Raw genomic sequence first — 18,456 nt, forward strand, 5'->3', positions numbered from 1 at the left:
AGCCGATCGGTCCGGCCGGACGGTGTGCCGCCCGGCCGGACCGCAATCCGTTCGGCTCGCTACAGCTTGGTCGCCGATGGGTAGTCTGTCGCGGGGCCGGTGGTCGTGATGTACACCGAGCAGACCCGTTGGGCGTCGCCGGGGACGGCGATGTCCTGCGAGCCGACCTGGTCGCCGTACGGCGTCAGGAGCTTGATCTGCTGATGGACATCGCGTTGCTGCTGGTTCGACGTCGACCAGCGGACGATGCCGAGCAGCTGGTCGTGGGCGGTCCACCCGGTGAAGTCGAAATCCTGCGAGTGCGGCTTGCCGTCGACGCCCGCCGCGCCATGCTCGGCGTGGAAGATCAGCCGGTCCGCGGAGGTCGCGAGGTCGTACACTGCCAAGCCGGGGTTCCCCCACAAGGCCAGGTAGCGGCCGTCGGGAGAGAGAGTGGCGCTGGTCAGGTCGTTTTCGCCGAGATGGCCGGGGACGTTCGACAGCCGGACGTTCCTGACCGTCTTTCCGCTGCCGTCGATGACCCGCATCTGCTTGGCGTTCTTGGACATGACGGTTACCGTGAAGGACGCCGTCGTGCCCGACACGTCGATGACGCGCCAGGCGCCGCCCGTGTGTTTCGGATCGATCAGGTCCCGAACGGATTGGGGGAGCGGAACGCTGGTCTTGGCGAAGCTGATCGGGTCGTAGAAGCTGATGCTGTCGGCTCCCGAGGCACTATCGGCGTGTCCTGCGGCCGCGTCGATCAAGGACCGGCCGTCGGCCGCCCATTTGAGGGACACCTGGGACGAGAACCGCCGGTACGCGACGGCCGGTACGTGCCCGGCTGCCACGTCGGCCCAGGGTGCCACCGCGTAGCTCGTCGTCCCGTCCAGTGTGATGCCGGTCTGGAGCAGCACGAGTTTGCCATCCGGCGACAACTCCATCATGGGAGCGGCCGAGCTCTTCACGTACTGCTTCGACGCCGGATTCCAGACGAACGTCGTCATCGACGGCTGTGCCACCGGGCCGTCGAAGCACGTGGCGTTGTACGCCAGCAGGGCCGTCGCCCCGGCCGTGTCGATCCCGACAGCCGGCGGGATCGGCGGTTGCGGGCTGCCGTGCCCGGGCCGCAGATAGATCGCCGCCGAAGCCGCGAGGCCGAGGACCGCCAGGGACGCGGCAGCCACCGCGGCGTGGTGCCGGCGGACGAGGCGCCGGCCCCGCATCATGGCGCGGTCGGCCATCCCCGTCAGCAACGGGTCGAAGTCTTCCTCGGCGGCGTATGCGGTCAGGCCGGTGTGCAGTTCGGCTTCGGTGTACGTGGCGCCGGTCTCGTTCACGCGATCACCTCCCGGCCCGCGAGTTCGGCAGGCCTGTCTTCTTCTCGGATCATGACACGCAGGCCACGCAGGGCTTTGAACCGCTGCGTGCGCACCGTGGAGACGCTGACCCCCAGCACTTCGGCGGCTTCCTCGTCGGACCGGTCCTCGTAGTAGCTCAGGACGGTGACGGCTCGCTGCCCCCGGGGCAGGCGGCGGACCAGCGCCGCGACGTCGTGGCTCCGGGCCACAGCCTCGGCGAGGTCGGTGCCGGCGTCCGCGCGTTCCGGCAGCTCGGCCGTGCTCCGCTCGCGCCGCCAGGAGAACAGGCGGGTCCGGTCGACGTAGGCGTGATAGATGGTCTTGCGCACATATGCCTCGGCCCGCCCTCGGTCCTTGAGCTTGGGCCACCGGACCCACGTCACGGCCAACGCGCTTTGGACCAGGTCCGCAGCCTGCTCGGCGTCGCCGGTGAGGAGATACGCGGTCGATGTCAGCGCCCTCGATCGGGCCGCGACGAACGCGCGGAACTCCTGTTCCTGCTCTGCGTCCAACGGTTCCCTCCCTCGCTTCCCCAATCAACACGGGTTGGAGGCGCGGAATCATTGCCGTTGCCGGTCCCCAGCGCGGGCGTCACTGTGATCTTGACGGTGCTCGACGTTGGCAGTCCAGGGTGTTCGATAAGGCCAGCGAGGCATCTCCGCGTCCGCACCGGCTCGGACCCAGGATCATGGCCCCGCTCCGCAACTCGCCATCGGCGCGCTACACCTGACAGGACGCGACGACACCGCCGCAGCCGCCCGCTGGGCCGCCCGCAGACCCGAACGCCCCTTCGAGATCCTCGGACTCACATCATGACCTTGGAACGGCCGTGATCCGGGTGCACCAGTGGTGTCGGTTGAGTAGCTCGGTCTGCATTCGGCCCCGGAATGATTCCGTCATGGCGTTGTCGTAGCAGCCGCCGACCGATCCCAGCGGGTGTGAGGCCGTGCTGGCCATGGAACGCGCCGGATTCGAGGTCCGCGACGTCGAATCCCTGCGCGAGAACTACGCGCTGACCCTGAGGCACTGGGTCGCCAACCTCGAAGCGAACTGGGCCCAGGCCGTGGCGCTGGTCGGACCGGCCCGCGCCAGGATCTGGTGGCTGTACAGGGCCGCCGGCGCGCTCGGATTCGAGGACGGCGGCATCGCGGTCCACCAGGTGCTCGGCGTCGTGCCCGACAGCGCCGGCGGCGCCGGCATGCCCTCGACCCGCCGCGCGTGGGGGTAGAGGGCCACCATCGGCGGTGCCTCCTAACGTTCACCGGTGTCGAAGCCCCATAGGGTGTCAGCCCTCGTTGACGTGTGCTGCGATGCCCTGGCCGCGGTAGATCTCGTCGTAGTAGTGGATCACCAGGGGTCGGGTGAGCATGGCCTCGAAGGTCGCGGTGAAGCCGTGTTCGGTGCGCCAGGCGAGATAGTCGGTGTAGTTGTGTGGTTCGGTCCATTGGGTCAGGCCCGTGACGTGGTCGGCGTCGTTCTGGTCGCGCAGGATGCGGATCTGTTCGCAGCCTTCGTGCTTGAGGCTTTCGCCGAGGACGTCCAGCAGCAGCTGCGCGACGTCGTCGCCGCGGCCGGGTCGGGCGAAGAGCTCGGCGGTGACCAGTGTGCTCATCTGAGTCTCCTCCTCCGTGGTGGTTCGGGACGCTCAGTACGGGGACGGCTGGTTGCGGATGATCGTCAGGCTGCTGATCCTGTCGTCGCGGAGGGCGATGTAGCTGGTCATGATCAGGGGCTCGGGCAGGCCCGTCTTGTCGTAGTCGCCGTCGTACTCGGCGCGCACGATGATGTCGCCGTGGTGGTCGACGACCTCGCGGACCTTCATGGTCACGCGGTCACCGACGAACTCCTTGGCCAGGAACGCCCGGATCGCGTCGGTGCCCCAGATCTCGCGCCGGTTGTCGTTGACGTAGGCGTCGGGGGCGAACGTCGCCGCGATGCGTTCGGTGTCGAAGGCGTTGACCGCGGCGATGTGCTCGGTCACGATGGCGGGCAGCGCGGTCGTTGTGCTGGTCATGGTGGGATCCTCTCCGTGCGGGGTGATCTCGGGGTGATCTGGCATGTTCCAGCCTGACTGCTCACGTCATGTGAGGGTCAAGGCCTGGACGTCGGCTTGACCCTCACGTCGCGTGAGGGTTGACACTGGAGAGATGAGCCACGCGCTGACCATCGGCGACTTCTCCAAGGCCACGCACCTGAGCGTCCGGACGCTCAGGCATTATCACCAGATCGGCCTCCTGGAGCCGGCCGACGTCGACCCGGACACCGGCTACCGCCGCTACGCGGCCGTGCAGATCCCCGCAGCCCAGGTGATCCGCCGATTCCGGGCCCTGGACATGCCGCTGGACGACATCCACGCCGTGCTGTCCGCACCCGACCTGCGGTCCCGTGACCAGCTCATCGCGGCCCACCTAGCCCGGATGGAGGCCGGCCTGGCCCGGACGCAGCAGGCCGTCGCCTCCCTGCGTGACCTGCTCGAACACGGGCCCGCGCCGGCCACGATCGGGCACCGGATCGCGACGGCGACGCCCGCCGCGGCGATCAGCGCGCAGGTCGGCGTCGCCGACGTGCTGGAGTGGTACCAGGGAGCCCTGGGAGAGCTCCGCGCGACCTTGACCGCGCAGGGGCTCCGGCCGGACGGCCCGCCCGGCGGAATGTTCGCCGATGAACTGTTCGCCCAGGAGTACGGTCGGGCGACCGTCTTCTTCGCCTGCCACGGCCGGATCCGGCCGATGGGCCGGGTCACCGCGACCACCGTGCCGGCCGCCGACCTCGCCACCATCGTCCACGCCGGTCCGCACGACGAGATCGACCGCGCCTACGGGACACTCGCCGCCCACGTCGCCGACCACGAGGTGGCGGTCGACGGGCCCCTGCGCGAGTACTACCTCGTCGGCTCGGGCGACACCGCCGACGCGGCGGCGTGGCGGACCGAGATCGGCTGGCCGGTGTTCGCCACCGGGACCAGCGCGCCGGCCTGAGGCGGACCCCGGCTGGCGCGCGGCGAATGACGCCGATCGCCCGGAATGGCGTCAGCGCGAGCCGACGTGGCGACCACGAAGACCTTGCCAGGCGGCAGAACAGATCACTACTCGCGGGATCGCCCGCCGCGGCGTCCTGCAGCACGACGACAACCGGCTGACCGACCGCGGCGCCGGCACGCAGATCAGCCTGCGCACCGACGCCCGCCGGTGCCCGTTCACCGGCGACCACGACACCTGGGCGGCCAAACCGGGAGCCGGCCCCGACCCGTCCGCAGCCCTGTCCGCTGCGATCGCCGCACGCCCTCAACCAACGTGCTTGGGCAGTACAGGTAGGACAGCAGTCTCACCGATATTGCGCGGGAACCTACAGCTATTGAATCTCGCGGCGGATCGAGACGAGGTTGTCCCTCCAATAGCCTGTCAGTGGGCTCAGCTGGACTGTCAGTCCACTGTGAGGTGCTTCTACCAGGATTCCTTGACCCAGGTACATGCCGACGTGTCCTGGTGCGGTCACGGTTCCGTCTGATCCTGGGACGAATAGCAGGTCGCCAGGCCGGAGTTTGGTTCGTCTCGTAGATCGGGAGGCCGACGGTGGATTGTGCGATGCTGCCGCGGGGGATCGTGATGCCTGCGGCGTGGTAGGCCATCATCATCAGGCCGGAGCAGTACCAGCCGTCGTCGGCGCTAAGCCTGCGAGCCAAGCGCCCGCTCAGCCCTCTGCCACAACCCCTTCGGGCCCGATTTCGCTGGTTCACGGTGCCCGCGTCGCCGGCGACCCGGGCAACACGGCCCTACAGCTGCGGAATGCCGCAGTGGACAACGTCCTAGTGCTCCTGCTCACCGACAGCACGTTCGTCAACGCGCAAGGCGGGACGGGCCAAACCACCGGCGTCTTTCCGGTGCAAATGCGATGGATCGCAGAGGACTGGAAGATCGGGGCCATCGGCCGCACTGGTCAGCACTACTCCGGTCTGGCCGCCACCCCGGATACTCAGGACGCTGTGAAGCTCGGCTGGCTCGCCCTCATCGCGGCTACCGGCGGTGCCTTGTGAACTTCGCCCGCGTGATCTTCGAGCCTCCCGGTCGGGCTCCGGCTGTTTCGATGGGGACATCGGCACGTGTCTTTCGGACGTGGCCGCGCTGCCTGGCCAGGCAGCCGACGCGGTGGCGTCCGGCGCTGAATCCGCAGTCGGCGATGTCGCCAGCTCGGCCTGAGATTCGATCTGCCATTCCTTCGCTGACGCCTTCACCTCGGTGCTGAAGTGGTTCGGCGACGTGTTCGTCTCGATGCCCGATCCGGATCTCGGGTCCATCCATGGCGTGTACGCAATCAGCCTGACGCTCGGCATGATCGTCGCGGTCGTCCTGCTGATCGTGCAGGCGGGCTCCGTGGCGTGGACGCGTTCCGGCGCACCGATGGCGCAAGCATTGACCGGATTGCCGAAGGCGGTGCTGGCCTCGCTGCTAACGCTCGCCGTCTCCAGCCAGGTCATGGCGGCCTCCGACGACCTGGCGAACTGGATCGTGTCGTCCAGCGGCAGCAGCATGACGGGGTTCACTGAGCGGCTGACCATCTTGCTCGCACTCAATACACCGGCGGGGCCGGCGATTCCGTCGGTGCTGCTGTTGTTGTTCGGCCTGATCGGCATCGTCGTCGTGCTGACGCTGTGGCTTGAGCTGGTGCTGCGCAACGCAGTGTTCTGCGCCATGGTGGCGGTCGCGCCGATCAGCGCTGCCGGCCAGATCGGTTCCTCGACCGCGGAGAGGTGGCGCAAGATGGCCAAGGGCGGGCTTCAGCTGGCCATGGTCTACGCCTTGGTGGGCGCAATAGGCCACGCCTGCGAAGGCGTCGAAACATACTTAAGCGATCCCTTTACTATCTGGAGCCGTCGCTCTATAGTTAAGGATGTGCTTAACCAAGAGCCGTCCCTGGACCGGGTCTTCCAGGCCCTGGCCGACCCGACCCGCCGCGCCATGGTCGAACGCCTGACACGCGGACCGGCTTCGGTCAGCGAGCTCGCGAAGCCGCTCCCGATGTCGCTCCCGGCCGTCGTCCAGCACCTCCAAGTGCTGGAGGCAGGCGGACTGGTGCGGTCGGAGAAGGTCGGACGCGTCCGCACCTGCCGCATCGAGCCGATCGCGCTGCGAGCGGCCGAGAACTGGCTCGGCGCGCAGCGCACGACCTGGGAGAGCCGTCTCGACCGTCTGGGCGACCTGCTCGCCGACGACCACAAGAACAAGGACTGACACCCATGACCGAACGTTTCATCACCCACTCCACCTTCGTCCTCGAGCGCGTCTATGACGCCCCGGTCGAGCGCGTGTTCGCCGCCTGGGGCGACCAGGAGGTCAAGCGGCGCTGGTTCTCCCCGACGATGGAAGTCGACTTCCGCGTCGGCGGCACCGAGCGCAGCACCTTCCGCAACCAGCCCGACGGCCCGCTGTTCACCTACGAAGCCGTCTTCCGCGACATCGTCCCCAACGAGCGCATAGTTCTGACGAATCACATGCACAGCGACCAGGACCGCATCGCGGTAAACCTCGTCAGCATCGAATTCGCACCCGAAAACGACGGCACACGCGTGACCATCACCGACCACGGCACATACCTCGACGGCAGGGATCGAGGCGACTGGCGCGAAGAAGGCGTCGGGCAGGAACTGGATCGCCTCGCGATAGAGCTCAGGCCCACGGCGCTCACGTCGACGATGGTCTAGCACGGGGAGCAGTCCTACGTCGCGCTCTGAGGCCTGGCCACGCTTCAGACGATCGGTACCTTCGCCGCCCGACTGTCGGAGGTCTACGCCTGGCTGGACGCGCACGGCGTCGAGCCGGCCGGCCCAGCGATCATCTGCTACCGCGTCATCGACATATGGCGCGAGCTGGACATCGAGGGGGAGTGCCCACCAAGGACCGCGAGCAGCCCGATGGCGGACTCGTCGCCGACGTCCTGCCCGCCGGACGCTACGTGTCGGTCACACACATCAGACACCCCGACGAGCGCATCGACGTCACCACCGGGACGCTCGCCTGGGCCCAAGCCCGCGGCCTCGCCTGGGATCAGCATCCGAGCGACACGGGCGACGTCTGGGGCGGCCGCCTCGAGGTCCAGCACGTCGGTCCGCTACAAGGGGCCGAGCTCGACAAGTGCGAGTCAGAACTCCGCGGGTCAGAGGGAGAGGAGCCCGCCTTCGGCGGCGCTGGATCCACCACCTTCGCTTCCCATCGCGTGTAAGAAGCGCCCGGACGGCGGTCGGTACCGCCATCCGGGCGTGCTCTCAGTGGTAGTTCACGTTGTGCAGGCGGGCCTTGTAGAACTCCGCGCCGTAGGACAGGCCGCGGGTGAAGGAGGGGTCGCCCACCGGGTCGAAGAACTGGACGTTCGGGTTGACCCAGTTGCGGGTGTCTCCGTGGTAGTCCTTGCCGGTCGCCTGGACCCAGAATGCCTCGCCGGACTGGTACATGGAGAACGACTTCACGCTTGAGTTCTCGTGGATCACGGTGACGACGTGCGTGGTCTTCTGGATGGAGATCACCGAGCCGCTGCGGGAGGCCAGCAGGAGGCCGGAGTCGTTGTAGGCCGCGTCGAGGCTGTGGCCCAGGCTCGAGCCGATACTGACATTGGTTCCGGCGCCGAGCCGGAAGGAGCGGTAGGTTCCGGAGATCGGGTACGACGTGGCCTTGTCCTGGCCGATCGCCCACAGGCGGTTTGCCACGTCGTCGAACCACAGGCCGTGGGCGCCGGGGAACGAGATCGTCTGCACCAGCGCGAGGGTGCTCGGGTCGCTGACCGCGGTCGGGGCGTAGACGCTCAGTTTTCCCGGGGTGGTGGAGGCGGTGACGATCGCCCCGACGTTCGGGATCCGCTCGATCGCGTGCGGATTGTCGCCAGGGCTGGCCGACCACAGCAGGCTGCCGGTGCCCTGGGTGCCGGACGCGCTCTTCTTCAGGAGGCCGACGTTGCCGCCGGACGCCGTGAACAGCGCGATCTCGCCGAACGCGGCGGTGCTCCGGAACTTGACGTCGGACAGGTTCGACCAGCCCCCGCCGCCGGGCGAGAAGATCCACTTGGGGGTGGTCCAGGTGGAGGTGTTGGTATAAATCTGGACCTGGTTGCGATACTGCTCGCACACCGCCACGTCGTACGAGATCGCGGCCTGTGCCGGACCCGCCCCGAGCAGCGAGGCTGCGGGCACCGCGGCGCCCACCGCGACCGCGGACTTCAACAGGGTTCTTCTGTCCATCGAACACTCCTTGATATCAGAGCCCGAACCAAGGGACCCAGCTTCACCAGGCGGCTCCGGCGGGGTCAAGGCGATGGGACGGGTGCGGGACAAGTCCGGGACGACAGGAGCCCGTCCAGGCATCGCCGCGTGGCTGTTGTGAGCGTTTGCGTTATTCGGGTCTGGCGAATCATGTGACGTTCCCTGGTCGGAGGACCGCAGTGTGGTCCGCTCCGTGGGATCCGGCAAAATGATCGGCATCACGCTCACCCCATGCTCGACCAGCAGAGCCTGGACGGCTTCCATGCCTACGTCCGTGAGAACGGGCCAGCATTGTTCGACCATGGCGGTCCACCGCCCCGCCTGCTCAGGGGTCAGTCCGGCTATCTGGTTGAACATGATCACTCCATTTGCTGTGTTGCCGTCCTCCATAGGATGGCGCTGTGCCCGATCGCGAGAGATTGTCCCGCTCGTCATTCCGACGGATCCAGCCGATATCGCAGCCCCGACCCCTGACCCTCCTGCCGCAAAGGATCTGGTCGGCAGACAACTGGGACCGGTTGCAGGCGGGATACCGTGCCGGGGACATGGAAGAGAAGTGGAACGTGTTCGCCGAGGACAACGTGGTGTTCATGCACCGCAGTTGGACCGGCCTTGGAATGTATGAGGTGACGTTCAACCCCGCCGACGGCGACGGCTGTCGGATCACTCAAGCCGTGGTCGAGGGCGATGCCGAGCGGAACCGGCCTGAGGACGACGAGTTCGACTGCGTCATGCTCGAGCTCGTGCTGAGCGCGATCGTGCTTGGGGAACCCGCGCAACAGGCCCGAGAGCGGCTTGTCGCCCTGCGCCGTAGAACAGCCGACGGCGCGAACCTTCCAGCCGGCGCCCTCCTGCACTCGGTCGTGGGTCTGCGATCAGACCCGTAAGGTCAGGGGACTGCGCCACCCATCGAAAACCGCACTGGGCAGCGATGCCGACATCGTGTACTCGAACACCGCCCGCAACGACGACTTCTTGAGCGCAGGGGAACTGGCTTCGCTCATTCACGTCGACCCTTCGACGCTGCGGCGCTGGCGCACTGCCAAGCCGCCGAAGGGTCCGGCGTTCACGCGACTCTCCCCGCGTGTCGTCGTCTACGACATCGTCGATGTCCGCGGCTGGATCGCCATCAGCTGTATCGACCCGGCGGAGGGCGTCTGATGGCAGAGTAGATCGACGTTTCGCAATGCGGGGGTTGGAGGACAAGACGATGAATCCATACTCGGCCGGCTGGAGGAAATTGGTCGTGCCTTCGAGGAGTGCCCATCCACGTCCTGCGGGTGATCGCGGGGCACGGGTCGCTGTCCACGACCCAGCGATACCTGCACCCGGACCGGAAGCGGATCCAGGACGCTGGAACATCGCTGAATGACTTCCTCAAGACCCAGTGGCCCCCAATTGGCCCCCAAGAGCCTCAGGAGTCCGCAGAGGCATAGCAGTGCCCGGAGAATGACGAAGGCCGGTTGACCTGGGTAAACTCCCAAGATAACCGGCCTTCGTTGCGGTCGGGCTGACAGGATTTGAACCTGCGACCCCTTGACCCCCAGTCTCGCGGGTTCAAGCCCCTGACCAGGCTCGGAGGAAAGCGCTGGGAGACAATCAGGTGTTTTGCTGAACCTCGCCGACCTTAGCCGACCCTCACCGACGCCGCCTGTAAGTGATCGTCTCCCACGTTTCTCCCACCTATCGGCTGCCGGAACTCCTCGCCGCAGGGAGGCGGTACACGTCCGCCATGTCCTCGCCGAGGCGCACCGCCCACTTCAGCTCGTCGGCTTGTCGTGTGCTGGTGAATGTCGTCAGGACCCCCACCATGATCGCGCCTGTGCCACACACGACCCCAACGCCTGCTGCGGCGATCTCGACGCCGAGTACGCCGCTATCGTCCCCCGGCGAGCGGCGATCCATGTTGGTGAAGAACGCCGCAGCGAACGCCGCGCCGGCCAAGAGTAGGCCAATGATGCAGTGGCGCCGAAACCGGGCGAAGGGTTCGTGATGGTCGGTGTCCTGTTGACGCCTGCGGGCTAAATGCCGCATGGGTGTGTCCTCCAGACGACGTGCGAATACGACTCGACGCCGTCCCGTTCGCCAGCCCAGTCCACGGTGACGTGATCGGCGCGCATCAGCGCACGCTAGCGCCTTACGCGCCCCCTGACTACGTGGAAGAAAACGTGACTCCCAACAAACTGGGATGAACGGCGTCACTCTTCCGGGTGAACCATGGTCAAGTGACGCATGACCCTGACATGAGCTGCGCATTCGTATACGGTGCGTAAATTGCGACGTGATCCAATAGCGCCGGGGGAGCGGGATGATCTGGGACGTTCCACACCACCGAGGGGCAGGGTTTTCCCTGTACGTGCTCCGGCCCGCTGGGGTTTACCCGGTCCTTGCGGATCTATGCGCTAAGCCCGGACTGCGGCCCGCCGAGCTGACGCATCGGCTGGAGTTGGCGACCGCCGTAGATGCCCCTCTTATTGATGCTCGAGAGCCGCCTGAGGGAATGAGTCATCTGCTGGGTCACCTACGCGACGCGGGGCTGATCGTGCGCAACAGGGGCACATTACGTGGTGCTCACACGCGCTACAGCGCGACCGAACTCGGCACGGGGCTCGTCGGGGCACTGCGTCCGGTGACGGACTGGGCGGTGGCCGACTTTGGCTTCGTGGTCGCGGCAACGCGGGTTCGACTGGGCCTGGCGCCGCTCGACGGCCTGGTGCCTACCAGCAGGTGCCAGGAGCGCTCGGCGACGAATATGGCGATCAACCTTCTGGCAGGCCTGTGGACGAACGTGTTGATGGTGTACGTGGACTCCGCCGGCGAGGGAGGCATAGGGCCGCAAAGCCTGGAGGAGGCGGTGAACGGAGACATCAAGGCTTCCAGCGGTGAGGGCCGAGTGGTGCGACCGCTACCGCACGGCACCATGCATGCGACGCTGAAGGCGCTGGTGGCGCGGGGGCTGCTGCTGCGTGTGGAGTATCCGCCGCAGGTGAGGTATTCGCTGTCGACTCACGGCCGCGGTTTGATGGACGCGTGGTGGCAGGTGGCTGACACATGGGGGATCGCGAATGACAATAAGCTGTTCCGGATTGTGGCGAAGACGTCGGGCTGGTTCCAGTCTGCGGAGGGCTGACCTAGGCGCCCCGGGACCGCTTCACCGCGTCCGTGTAGAGCTCCGTCGTCAGGTCGTCGTCGTTGATGCCGAGTTCGTGTAGTACGCCGCGGACTGCGTCAAGCGCCGCGGACAGCCCGTCCTCCTGCTCGACGACCGTTTCGACTTCCAGGAACGTCCCTTCGATCTCGGGCACCGTCACCAGCGTTGCGAGCATCGGGTGTCCGTCGTGTTCGAACTCGAAGTTCTCGCAGCGCTTGGAGAAGGTCAGCGCCGGCCGGTAGCCGAGTCCTTCCAGGATCGCCGCGACGGCTTCCGGATCGGCAACCTCGGTCTCGAACTCGGGCTTCGACCCGCTTGCCTCGTCGACCGCCGGCGCCTTGAACGTGAGCAGGTGCCGGACCGAGTCCTGTGTCTCGATAGTCCGGAGCCGCAACTCTCGGCCGCCGGACATGAACCCGTCGCCTGCGCGGTCGTAGTAGGTGTCGTGGTACACGGCCTGCGTAACGTCTGCCCGGCTGGCAAGCCCGGCACGGACCGTCTGCGGGTCACCCACTCGAGCTTTGAGTTCGGCTTCGATCGACATGGCGGACCCTTTCAGATGAAGCGTTCGGAGGTTGCGACAAGCTCATCGATCGCACGCCGGAAGCCGCGGTGCAGCGATGCCCCGGACAGCACGTCGACACGGCACACGGGGGACTCGTGCCCCTCCCAACCTTCGTCGAACGTCGAGACGAAGCTGATCTCATCCGTGGAGATGACCCGCCATACCGGCAGCGCGGTGTACCGGTAGGCCTCCAGGCTGATGGCGGGGTGAAGCGTGAGCTCCGCCAGCTTGTGCTCCGCCAGGCGGATCCCGGCCGCGAACCCGTCAGGGGACTCGCCGATCTCGACCGCGCGTCGGGCTGCCGCATCGCTATCGGCATCCAGGATCAGCACCCTGACCAGCAGCGCGCCGGGCCTGGTTGGCGTTGTCATGGCCGCACGCAGCAGGCTGTCGTTCAGGCCCCACAGCCCGAGCCCACGCACCGCGAGGATGTCCAGGGCGCTTGCGCCGGCCACCAACTGGCGTATGTCGCGGGCAGCGTCAGCCTGTACCGAGTAGTAGCGACCGACGATCCCGGCCGCAGCTACAAGGTCGTCGGCGGCGCCGGCCGCGCGGATACCGGAGGGCGCCAGACCCAACAGCATCCGGGCGCTGTCGGGCATGTTCAGTCCGTCGGCAATGCGTTCGAACATCTCCAGCGAAGTGACTTCACGCCGCCGGTTCACCAACTCGTTGAGGCGCCCCTGCCCGATACCGATGGCCTCGGCAAGCCGCGATTGGGACGCGCCGGTGTGCTGCTGTGCGAACCGCAGCAGGGCGCTGACGTTCCTGTCTCCAAGCGCTTGGCGCACGTCCGGACGGCGCCATGCGGTCGCAGGTAAGTGGACGGGGCCCGGCGGTGAGGTCACACCCGGAACATACATCTCAGGGTGAGATACCCACCATGAGGTTGGCCTGTCGGGTTTCGTGGCGCACCGTGGAGACCATGACCAGACCGCCCTGCCTGCCCGACGTCATGGCGTCGGAGATCCGGCACACCCTCGTGCCTGCGTCGAGCATCACGGCCGGCGATACTGTCCGGCACCTCGACATGTGGTTCGAAGTGCGCAGTGTGATGAGGCTGAACGGCGACGTGTGTATCGCGCTGAAGACGGCGAGCATGGAGCAGCGGCTGGTGCTGCAGGTTCCTGCCGACGCGCAGGTGATGACGTGGACTACGGCGTGAGTGCCCCGGACTATTGGCTACGCCGACGTGCCGGTGACGGCGAGGCCGATGCCATCCGTGTCAACGCCGACGAAGCCGCGATGATTGCACAACGGCCAGGCGCGGTTGGTGACCTGTCCGGACGTGGGCTTGTCTGGCAGGAACCTGACAGCAGCTCGTATCTTGGCACGACGTTCGTCACGCTCACCCCAGTGTGGGAGTCCGGCGCGGCGGGTCCGCGGTGACGGTACGCACGAGCGATGGCGGCAGTCCGATCGTCCACGCAGGCAGCCGCGAGGAACTTGCCGTAGTCGCGGAGGGGTACGCCGCCGACCCCCGGCGCTTGCCGCACGGTTTGAACGCTGGGCATCTGCTGCTCGTTGCGGAGCGACTGCGCGCCGGCGTGCGTGTGTGTGACCTGGGTCCGCTGCGGTTCTACGCGGACCGCGCCGACGGCACGCCGTTCCGGGGCCCGTTCGCGCCGGATCCGGATCCTGGCTGGCTGGAACAGCAGCAGGTAAGCGCTGGACGGTAATAGCCGATGCCTCGTTTGCGCAGCGGTCGCAATGGTAGGTTCGGACCGAATCGGATGTCGGGAGGAAGCGGGAGTAATGCCCCTGCGACCTGCCGTAGAGACGCCCGGCCAGCGCTGATGCGGCCGGGCGTCTGCGCGTCAGGACACTTCTGGAGGTACCTCGGCCGCTTCCCGTTCCTCTTGAGTGAACATCGACAGCGGCGACATGCCACCGCGTATAAGCCGCAGTTCTCGGGCGATACGATCGCGAGCGTCGTCTCTCCCGTAGGCAATCCAGCCCGTCCACCTGTCAACAGGCGAACGGAAGCGACGAGTAAGCTGAGATGCCCGGCTTTGGCTCGTCTGAGCCTCAAGCTGGATGGCGCGGTGCAGCACTCGATCGCCATGCGGGTTGTCGTGCGGTGAGCTGTCGGATAGCCAGCTGACCGCCTCCTCGCGGGTGACCTGAACGTAGCCGTCGAGGAAATAGCGCTCCGCGTCATCACCTACTCCGCTGCCCTGGGGCGCGCGGGTGGCGATTCGTTGGGCGCGCTGGTTCAGGAGTCCGGCGTAGGTGCGCAGCGTCTCTTCATCAACCGGTTCGGCCACGGGGCGCGGTTCGATCCGGTTGATGGTGCTCCGCGCGATGCCGGTGATGGTTGAGATTGCACTGACCGGCACGTCAGCGGCGATCGCTCCGCGTATTAGCGCGTCGCGCTCAGCGGCGAGCTCGTGGACGCGATAGGCGTACTCATGCAGGGCCTCACGAGCCAGTGCAGCGGTGGGAAACCAGTGGGCGCCGTCCAGATTCGGCTTGGGGAGATCCAAGCTAAAGGGTGCAGCGGCCGTTATGGGCGGCCTATCCGGCGATTCGCTCATGACTCGCACGCTACAGTACACATGCAGCGTTCGCTACAGTTGGCGTATTGAGATGCGGCCGGGCGTCGACATGTGCGGGCCCTACATTCTTTTACAGCCTTGCGCTGTACAGCGATGCGCTGTACTCTGGTGATATCCACCAGGGAGGGCAGCGAAATGAACGTCACCACCGGCACCATCGTCCAGCTCGACAGCGGCGAGTACGGCATCTCCGGGGACGCCACCGCCCTGGCCGACGCCTACACCAACAGCACGCCGATCGCCCCCACCAACGCGCCCTACGCCGCCGACCTGCTCTACCTCGGCAGCACCCGCGAGACCTACGGCGACTACGGCCGCAGCCTGGAGACTCTGGGTCTCGCCTATATCAAGGACGACGGACAGGCCGTGTACTACCTCAACACCAACCGCCTCGACCAGGCGCCCGCCCTCGCCGAGGCCTTCGGCCAGTTCGACAACTACGGCTACGACGCCGCCGACGACGACTACATCAACCCCCGCTACATGTGACCTGGGAGCCAGACATGACCAGCGTGACCATCACCCTGCACATTGACGCCAAGCACGTCTCCGAACGCGGCGGCGTCTCATGGACCCAGGCACACCCCGTCGCGATCGATCTTGACACGCTCACGCCCCGCGCCCGCGCTCTGGCCGAGGCTGTTGCCCAACTCCCCGGCAAGCGCAAGGGCGGCGGGGAGATCATGTGCGAGCACCGCACCAAGACCCGCAGGGACATAACCCCGGACGCCGAGTCCTGGCTCCCGCCGGAACGGCTGGACGAGCCCGCACGGCAGGCCTGGGCCAGGTGGGACATCTACCGCGCCGACAGCGAAGTGCCGCCAGCCGAGTACCTGGAGATCCAGGCTCGCAAAATCCCGCCGGAGTGGCGCATCGTCTGCGGCCACGCCATCGGATTGCCTGACCCAGCCCCGGTTGCCTCCTCGCAGTCCGCCGGCGAGGACGACCGCCTCACCCCCCGGGCCGTCGTGGAGTACCTCGCCACCCGCCACCAGCGGCACATCGGTCCCAGCACGTGGCGGTCCTACGCTGCGCGCGGACAGGCCCCGGCTCCCGTTGGGCACGTTGGTCGAGAGTCTCTCTGGTCCCCCGTGGATGTGGACGCGTGGGCCACCGGTCAATGGCACGCCGACCGCAGCTGAACCGCATCCGGGCATACGAAAACCGCCTCCTCGCCCGTCAAGGCGAGGAGGCGGTAAGGATGTTCGCGGCAGCGTCGGTCACCCAGACGGTGCCGACAGCTTCGGAAGCGCCGGAGTACAGCCGAGCGTCGTATACCCGGCCCGGATCGTCGCCACCGCCTTCTCGAACTGCTCCAACTGCCCAGGCGTGCCCGGCGTGCTCGACGTCGGATGCGTTGTTGCCGTCAGCAGTACCTGGTACAGCGGGCACAGCACCTTGATTCGCGTCTCCTGCTGCTGCTGAGCCGTCACGTAGCTCTGCCGCAGTGATGTCTGTAGCCGCTGGTTCGTCTGATCTTGCGAATACCACAGGCCAAGGCTGACCAGCGACAGCACAATGTCGAGGAGGACGACAATCCCGAACTTGGCGTTGGCGTAGCGCCGGTCCCGCCGCTCAGCCGCCACATCCGCGGCAGCCTTGGCCTTGGCCGCATCGATGTCCTCGTTCGCCTTGACGGTGGCGTCGTGCAGCTCAGTCCGGAGCGCCTTCAACTGCTGCATCACCGCATCGGCACTGCCGGCCACCTGCTCGGCAGCTTGAGTCAGCGTCGCTGTAGCGTCCTGCTCTGGAACGTCCGGGACCTGCACTTCAGTCATTGCACTCCCCGGTTCGTTCCGCTGCCTGCTCCGCCATCTGCCGGATCTGAAGAGCGACGTCCTCCAGGCCGGTCACCAGCGAGTCAAGATTCGACGACACGCCCACCAGACGTTCCTCCAGTCGCGCCAGCGGTGCCGCGATCCGCTGTTCCGCGATCGCGACCGGGCTTGTTGGGTGGTGACGACGGCGACGGAAAGGCACAATCTCGACTCCCTAGATCACGCCGCCGTGGCTCTGGCGCCGATGCGTTTCCAGCTCGGCTCTCAGCGTGTCACGTTCGATAGTGATTGCGGCCAGTTCGTCCTGTGTCTCGTCCCGCTCCGCGGTCACCTCGGCCAACTGCTCCTCGAGCTGCTGGCGTTCGGCCGCCGAGGAGGTTGTCAGCGTTTCCATGGCGCTGGTTAAAGACGCCGCCGCGGACTCGAGATCCCCGACCTGCTTCTGCAGTGCCTTAATCCGCTGTTCGGCCTCGGACAGGGCTTCCTTAACTGGCTCCAGCAGGCTCAGCGCGGTCGCGGTCAGGCCTTGTGCGGTCTGGACGTCGTGCTGGTGCTCGGCTTCGTGAGCGTCGTTGGCATGTTGTTGTCGCTGCTCTTTGTGCTGGCGGCGAGTCAGGAAGTACGTACCGGCCGCGGCCAGCCCGGACGGGCCGCCGACGCCTACGACGACCGGCCACAGCGATGACAGGGCACTGTGGGTCGCCATGTACCCCGTGCCGGTTCTCAGCCGCTGGCCGTGGTTGCGGACGGGTGGGCATGTGACGTATGGATCGTGCTCACCGGTGCACTGCCTCAACGAGGTAGGCGAGCGGCACGTTCGGGTTTCCCCTGCGCGTAACGCTGATCTTCTGCACAGCGGTCGGCAGCGGCCCGCCGAAGGGGTTCACCCGATCGGCGGCGGCGTCGACCACCACGTCCTCGTAGATGTGCGACCAGCCCTGGCCGTGGGTGAAGATGGCGACCCGGACGGTCGCGGTGCCCATGTCGGCACCGAGGCTGAACCAGACGTTGCCCCAGCCGGCCGCACCGTAGTTCGCCGGCGGGGGCAGCACCATCGTCACGGCGTTGGTGCCCGGCGTGATTTCTCCAGTGGCGAATGCGGGCATGGTGTCGTCCCTCGGATCGGTGGAAGCGGGCGTCGGGGTCGAAGGCGGTGGCGTGACTGTTGCCGGGGCTGGCGGTTTCAAGTCCGCGACCAGCTGCGCAGCGGTGCCCTTGTACGCGTTGTAGTCCAGCTGCTGTCCGCCGTCGGACGCCTTGTTGGTGAACTGGTAGATCAGCGGCGTCATCTCGCCGTAGGGCTTCCAGCCCGCGGCACCGTCGCCCGGGTAGATGGCGGCCGGTCCGCCGGAGCCGCCCGGGTACGCCGAGGAGACCAGCGACACCCCGCGGTCGGCCACGCCAGACAGGCTTGGCGAGCCAAGTTGCTGCCAGAACCAGCGCGGCAGATACAGCAGCCGAAGGTTCAGGCCGGCGTCGTGCGCGGCGTCGATGTAGGCAAGGATCTGCTTCAGCGTCGGTGAGAACTTGCCCGCCGGCTCCGCATCGAGCATGCCCGGCAGCAATACGTCGCCGACGTTCGCCAGCGTGTGCGCGGCCTGAGCGTGCGCGTCCTCGCCGGACAGGAAGTGGTACCAGGCGAACGGTCGGCGCAGCGCCGCGGCCTGCGCACGCCACGCCTGGTAGTCGGCGTCGGTGTAGTAGGTACCCTCAGTCGTCTTCGCGAGAACGAACGCGGCGTCCGCCAGGCGCGATAGCACCAGGCCGCTCTGAAAGCTGGAGATGTCCGGCCCGAAGATGGTCATGAATCACGACTCC

25 protein-coding genes and 2 pseudogenes are annotated in these 18,456 nt (G+C 66.9%); 13 read left to right on the forward strand and 14 right to left on the reverse strand.

The genetic code is table 11. From position 1 onward, the window contains the following. Window positions 1-59 precede the first annotated feature (59 nt). Window positions 60-1,319, reverse strand: a complete 1,260-nt coding sequence (locus CACI_RS13960; protein WP_012787008.1) for a hypothetical protein — start codon at window positions 1,317-1,319, stop codon at window positions 60-62. Beyond that, window positions 1,316-1,852: a SigE family RNA polymerase sigma factor gene (locus CACI_RS13965; protein WP_012787009.1), complete on the reverse strand. Its 537-nt coding sequence runs from the start codon at window positions 1,850-1,852 to the stop codon at window positions 1,316-1,318. The genes CACI_RS13960 and CACI_RS13965 overlap by 4 nt, the downstream gene beginning before the upstream one ends. Window positions 1,853-2,286: 434 nt before the next feature. On the opposite strand from CACI_RS13965, the pseudogene CACI_RS13970 reads away from it, so the two are divergent. Further along, window positions 2,287-2,568: pseudogene (locus CACI_RS13970) on the forward strand (class I SAM-dependent methyltransferase); the annotation flags it as partial. Window positions 2,569-2,625: 57 nt separating this feature from the next. Here the strand turns inward: CACI_RS13970 and CACI_RS13975 are convergent. Next, window positions 2,626-2,952 (reverse strand): putative quinol monooxygenase, encoded by a 327-nt coding sequence (locus CACI_RS13975; RefSeq protein WP_012787010.1) that lies wholly within the window; start codon window positions 2,950-2,952, stop codon window positions 2,626-2,628. A gap of 33 nt (window positions 2,953-2,985) precedes the next feature. Next, window positions 2,986-3,354: a nuclear transport factor 2 family protein gene (locus CACI_RS13980; protein ID WP_012787011.1), complete on the reverse strand. Its 369-nt coding sequence runs from the start codon at window positions 3,352-3,354 to the stop codon at window positions 2,986-2,988. A gap of 133 nt (window positions 3,355-3,487) precedes the next feature. Between CACI_RS13980 and CACI_RS13985 the strand changes: the two genes are divergently transcribed. Further along, window positions 3,488-4,318 carry a MerR family transcriptional regulator gene (locus CACI_RS13985; RefSeq protein ID WP_012787012.1) on the forward strand — a complete coding sequence of 277 codons (831 nt, stop codon included), beginning with the start codon at window positions 3,488-3,490 and terminating at the stop codon, window positions 4,316-4,318. 373 nt (window positions 4,319-4,691) lie between these two features. Here CACI_RS13985 and CACI_RS54185 read toward each other — a convergent pair. Beyond that, window positions 4,692-4,889 (reverse strand): annotated as a pseudogene (locus CACI_RS54185) (C40 family peptidase); the annotation flags it as partial. A 259-nt stretch (window positions 4,890-5,148) separates the two neighbouring features. Between CACI_RS54185 and CACI_RS13990 the strand changes: the two are divergent. From CACI_RS13990 to CACI_RS49130, 4 genes are all read left to right on the forward strand, one after another. Further along, window positions 5,149-5,373 (forward strand): hypothetical protein, encoded by a 225-nt coding sequence (locus tag CACI_RS13990; RefSeq protein WP_143765228.1) that lies wholly within the window; start codon window positions 5,149-5,151, stop codon window positions 5,371-5,373. 856 nt (window positions 5,374-6,229) lie between these two features. After that, on the forward strand, window positions 6,230-6,568 hold the full coding sequence (locus CACI_RS54190) for an ArsR/SmtB family transcription factor (RefSeq protein WP_041541719.1): 339 nt from the start codon (window positions 6,230-6,232) through the stop codon (window positions 6,566-6,568). A 5-nt stretch (window positions 6,569-6,573) separates the two neighbouring features. Then, window positions 6,574-7,038 (forward strand): SRPBCC family protein, encoded by a 465-nt coding sequence (locus CACI_RS14000; protein ID WP_012787015.1) that lies wholly within the window; start codon window positions 6,574-6,576, stop codon window positions 7,036-7,038. A 182-nt stretch (window positions 7,039-7,220) separates the two neighbouring features. Next, window positions 7,221-7,556: a GyrI-like domain-containing protein gene (locus tag CACI_RS49130; protein ID WP_012787016.1), complete on the forward strand. Its 336-nt coding sequence runs from the start codon at window positions 7,221-7,223 to the stop codon at window positions 7,554-7,556. Window positions 7,557-7,599: 43 nt separating this feature from the next. Here the strand turns inward: CACI_RS49130 and CACI_RS14010 are convergent, their stop codons facing one another. Continuing rightward, window positions 7,600-8,565: a hypothetical protein gene (locus CACI_RS14010; RefSeq protein WP_012787017.1), complete on the reverse strand. Its 966-nt coding sequence runs from the start codon at window positions 8,563-8,565 to the stop codon at window positions 7,600-7,602. Window positions 8,566-8,987: 422 nt separating this feature from the next. Between CACI_RS14010 and CACI_RS14015 the strand changes: the two genes are divergently transcribed. After that, the gene (locus tag CACI_RS14015) at window positions 8,988-9,473 is read left to right on the forward strand and encodes a hypothetical protein (RefSeq protein ID WP_012787018.1); all 486 of its coding nucleotides are present in this window, start codon (window positions 8,988-8,990) and stop codon (window positions 9,471-9,473) included. A 55-nt stretch (window positions 9,474-9,528) separates the two neighbouring features. After that, entirely contained in the window at window positions 9,529-9,747 is a 219-nt protein-coding gene (locus CACI_RS14020) for a helix-turn-helix transcriptional regulator (protein WP_012787019.1), read from the forward strand. 522 nt (window positions 9,748-10,269) lie between these two features. Here CACI_RS14020 and CACI_RS14030 read toward each other — a convergent pair. After that, window positions 10,270-10,620, reverse strand: coding sequence for a hypothetical protein (locus CACI_RS14030; protein ID WP_012787020.1), 351 nt, complete (start codon window positions 10,618-10,620; stop codon window positions 10,270-10,272). A gap of 466 nt (window positions 10,621-11,086) precedes the next feature. Here CACI_RS14030 and CACI_RS14035 point away from each other — a divergent pair, with 466 nt between their 5' ends. Beyond that, window positions 11,087-11,716: a hypothetical protein gene (locus CACI_RS14035; RefSeq protein ID WP_012787021.1), complete on the forward strand. Its 630-nt coding sequence runs from the start codon at window positions 11,087-11,089 to the stop codon at window positions 11,714-11,716. 1 nt (window position 11,717) lies between these two features. Here the strand turns inward: CACI_RS14035 and cyaB are convergent, their stop codons facing one another. Both cyaB and CACI_RS14045 read right to left on the reverse strand, forming a co-directional pair. After that, entirely contained in the window at window positions 11,718-12,281 is a 564-nt protein-coding gene (gene cyaB / locus CACI_RS14040; protein ID WP_012787022.1) for a class IV adenylate cyclase, read from the reverse strand. Window positions 12,282-12,292: 11 nt separating this feature from the next. Next, a complete protein-coding gene (locus tag CACI_RS14045; protein WP_223297530.1) occupies window positions 12,293-13,150 on the reverse strand; it encodes a helix-turn-helix domain-containing protein in 858 nt (285 codons plus the stop codon). Window positions 13,151-13,227: 77 nt separating this feature from the next. On the opposite strand from CACI_RS14045, the gene CACI_RS14050 reads away from it, so the two are divergent. Next, window positions 13,228-13,467, forward strand: coding sequence for a hypothetical protein (locus tag CACI_RS14050; RefSeq protein ID WP_143765229.1), 240 nt, complete (start codon window positions 13,228-13,230; stop codon window positions 13,465-13,467). Beyond that, a complete protein-coding gene (locus tag CACI_RS49765) occupies window positions 13,452-13,691 on the forward strand; it encodes a hypothetical protein (protein ID WP_143765230.1) in 240 nt (79 codons plus the stop codon). Before CACI_RS14050 ends, CACI_RS49765 begins: the two co-directional genes overlap by 16 nt. Before the next feature lie 428 nt (window positions 13,692-14,119). On the opposite strand, the gene CACI_RS14060 is transcribed toward CACI_RS49765, so the two are convergent. Next, on the reverse strand, window positions 14,120-14,839 hold the full coding sequence (locus tag CACI_RS14060; protein ID WP_012787025.1) for a hypothetical protein: 720 nt from the start codon (window positions 14,837-14,839) through the stop codon (window positions 14,120-14,122). Between the two features lie 156 nt (window positions 14,840-14,995). On the opposite strand from CACI_RS14060, the gene CACI_RS14065 reads away from it, so the two are divergent. Both CACI_RS14065 and CACI_RS47850 read left to right on the forward strand, forming a co-directional pair. Next, window positions 14,996-15,349 carry a hypothetical protein gene (locus CACI_RS14065; RefSeq protein WP_012787026.1) on the forward strand — a complete coding sequence of 118 codons (354 nt, stop codon included), beginning with the start codon at window positions 14,996-14,998 and terminating at the stop codon, window positions 15,347-15,349. A 14-nt stretch (window positions 15,350-15,363) separates the two neighbouring features. After that, on the forward strand, window positions 15,364-16,002 hold the full coding sequence (locus CACI_RS47850; protein WP_012787027.1) for a hypothetical protein: 639 nt from the start codon (window positions 15,364-15,366) through the stop codon (window positions 16,000-16,002). Between the two features lie 78 nt (window positions 16,003-16,080). Here the strand turns inward: CACI_RS47850 and CACI_RS14075 are convergent, their stop codons facing one another. The 4 genes from CACI_RS14075 to CACI_RS14085 form a co-directional block, all read right to left on the reverse strand. Then, complete coding sequence (locus tag CACI_RS14075) at window positions 16,081-16,638, reverse strand: hypothetical protein (protein ID WP_012787028.1); 558 nt, start codon at window positions 16,636-16,638, stop codon at window positions 16,081-16,083. Next, window positions 16,631-16,840 carry a hypothetical protein gene (locus CACI_RS49770; RefSeq protein WP_143765231.1) on the reverse strand — a complete coding sequence of 70 codons (210 nt, stop codon included), beginning with the start codon at window positions 16,838-16,840 and terminating at the stop codon, window positions 16,631-16,633. The genes CACI_RS14075 and CACI_RS49770 overlap by 8 nt, the downstream gene beginning before the upstream one ends. Before the next feature lie 12 nt (window positions 16,841-16,852). Then, the gene (locus CACI_RS14080; protein ID WP_012787030.1) at window positions 16,853-17,344 is read right to left on the reverse strand and encodes a hypothetical protein; all 492 of its coding nucleotides are present in this window, start codon (window positions 17,342-17,344) and stop codon (window positions 16,853-16,855) included. A gap of 70 nt (window positions 17,345-17,414) precedes the next feature. Next, on the reverse strand, window positions 17,415-18,443 hold the full coding sequence (locus tag CACI_RS14085; RefSeq protein ID WP_012787031.1) for a GH25 family lysozyme: 1,029 nt from the start codon (window positions 18,441-18,443) through the stop codon (window positions 17,415-17,417). Window positions 18,444-18,456 lie beyond the last annotated feature (13 nt).

Origin of the sequence: Catenulispora acidiphila DSM 44928, from assembly GCF_000024025.1 — a bacterium.
GTDB classification, from domain to species: domain Bacteria; phylum Actinomycetota; class Actinomycetes; order Streptomycetales; family Catenulisporaceae; genus Catenulispora; species Catenulispora acidiphila.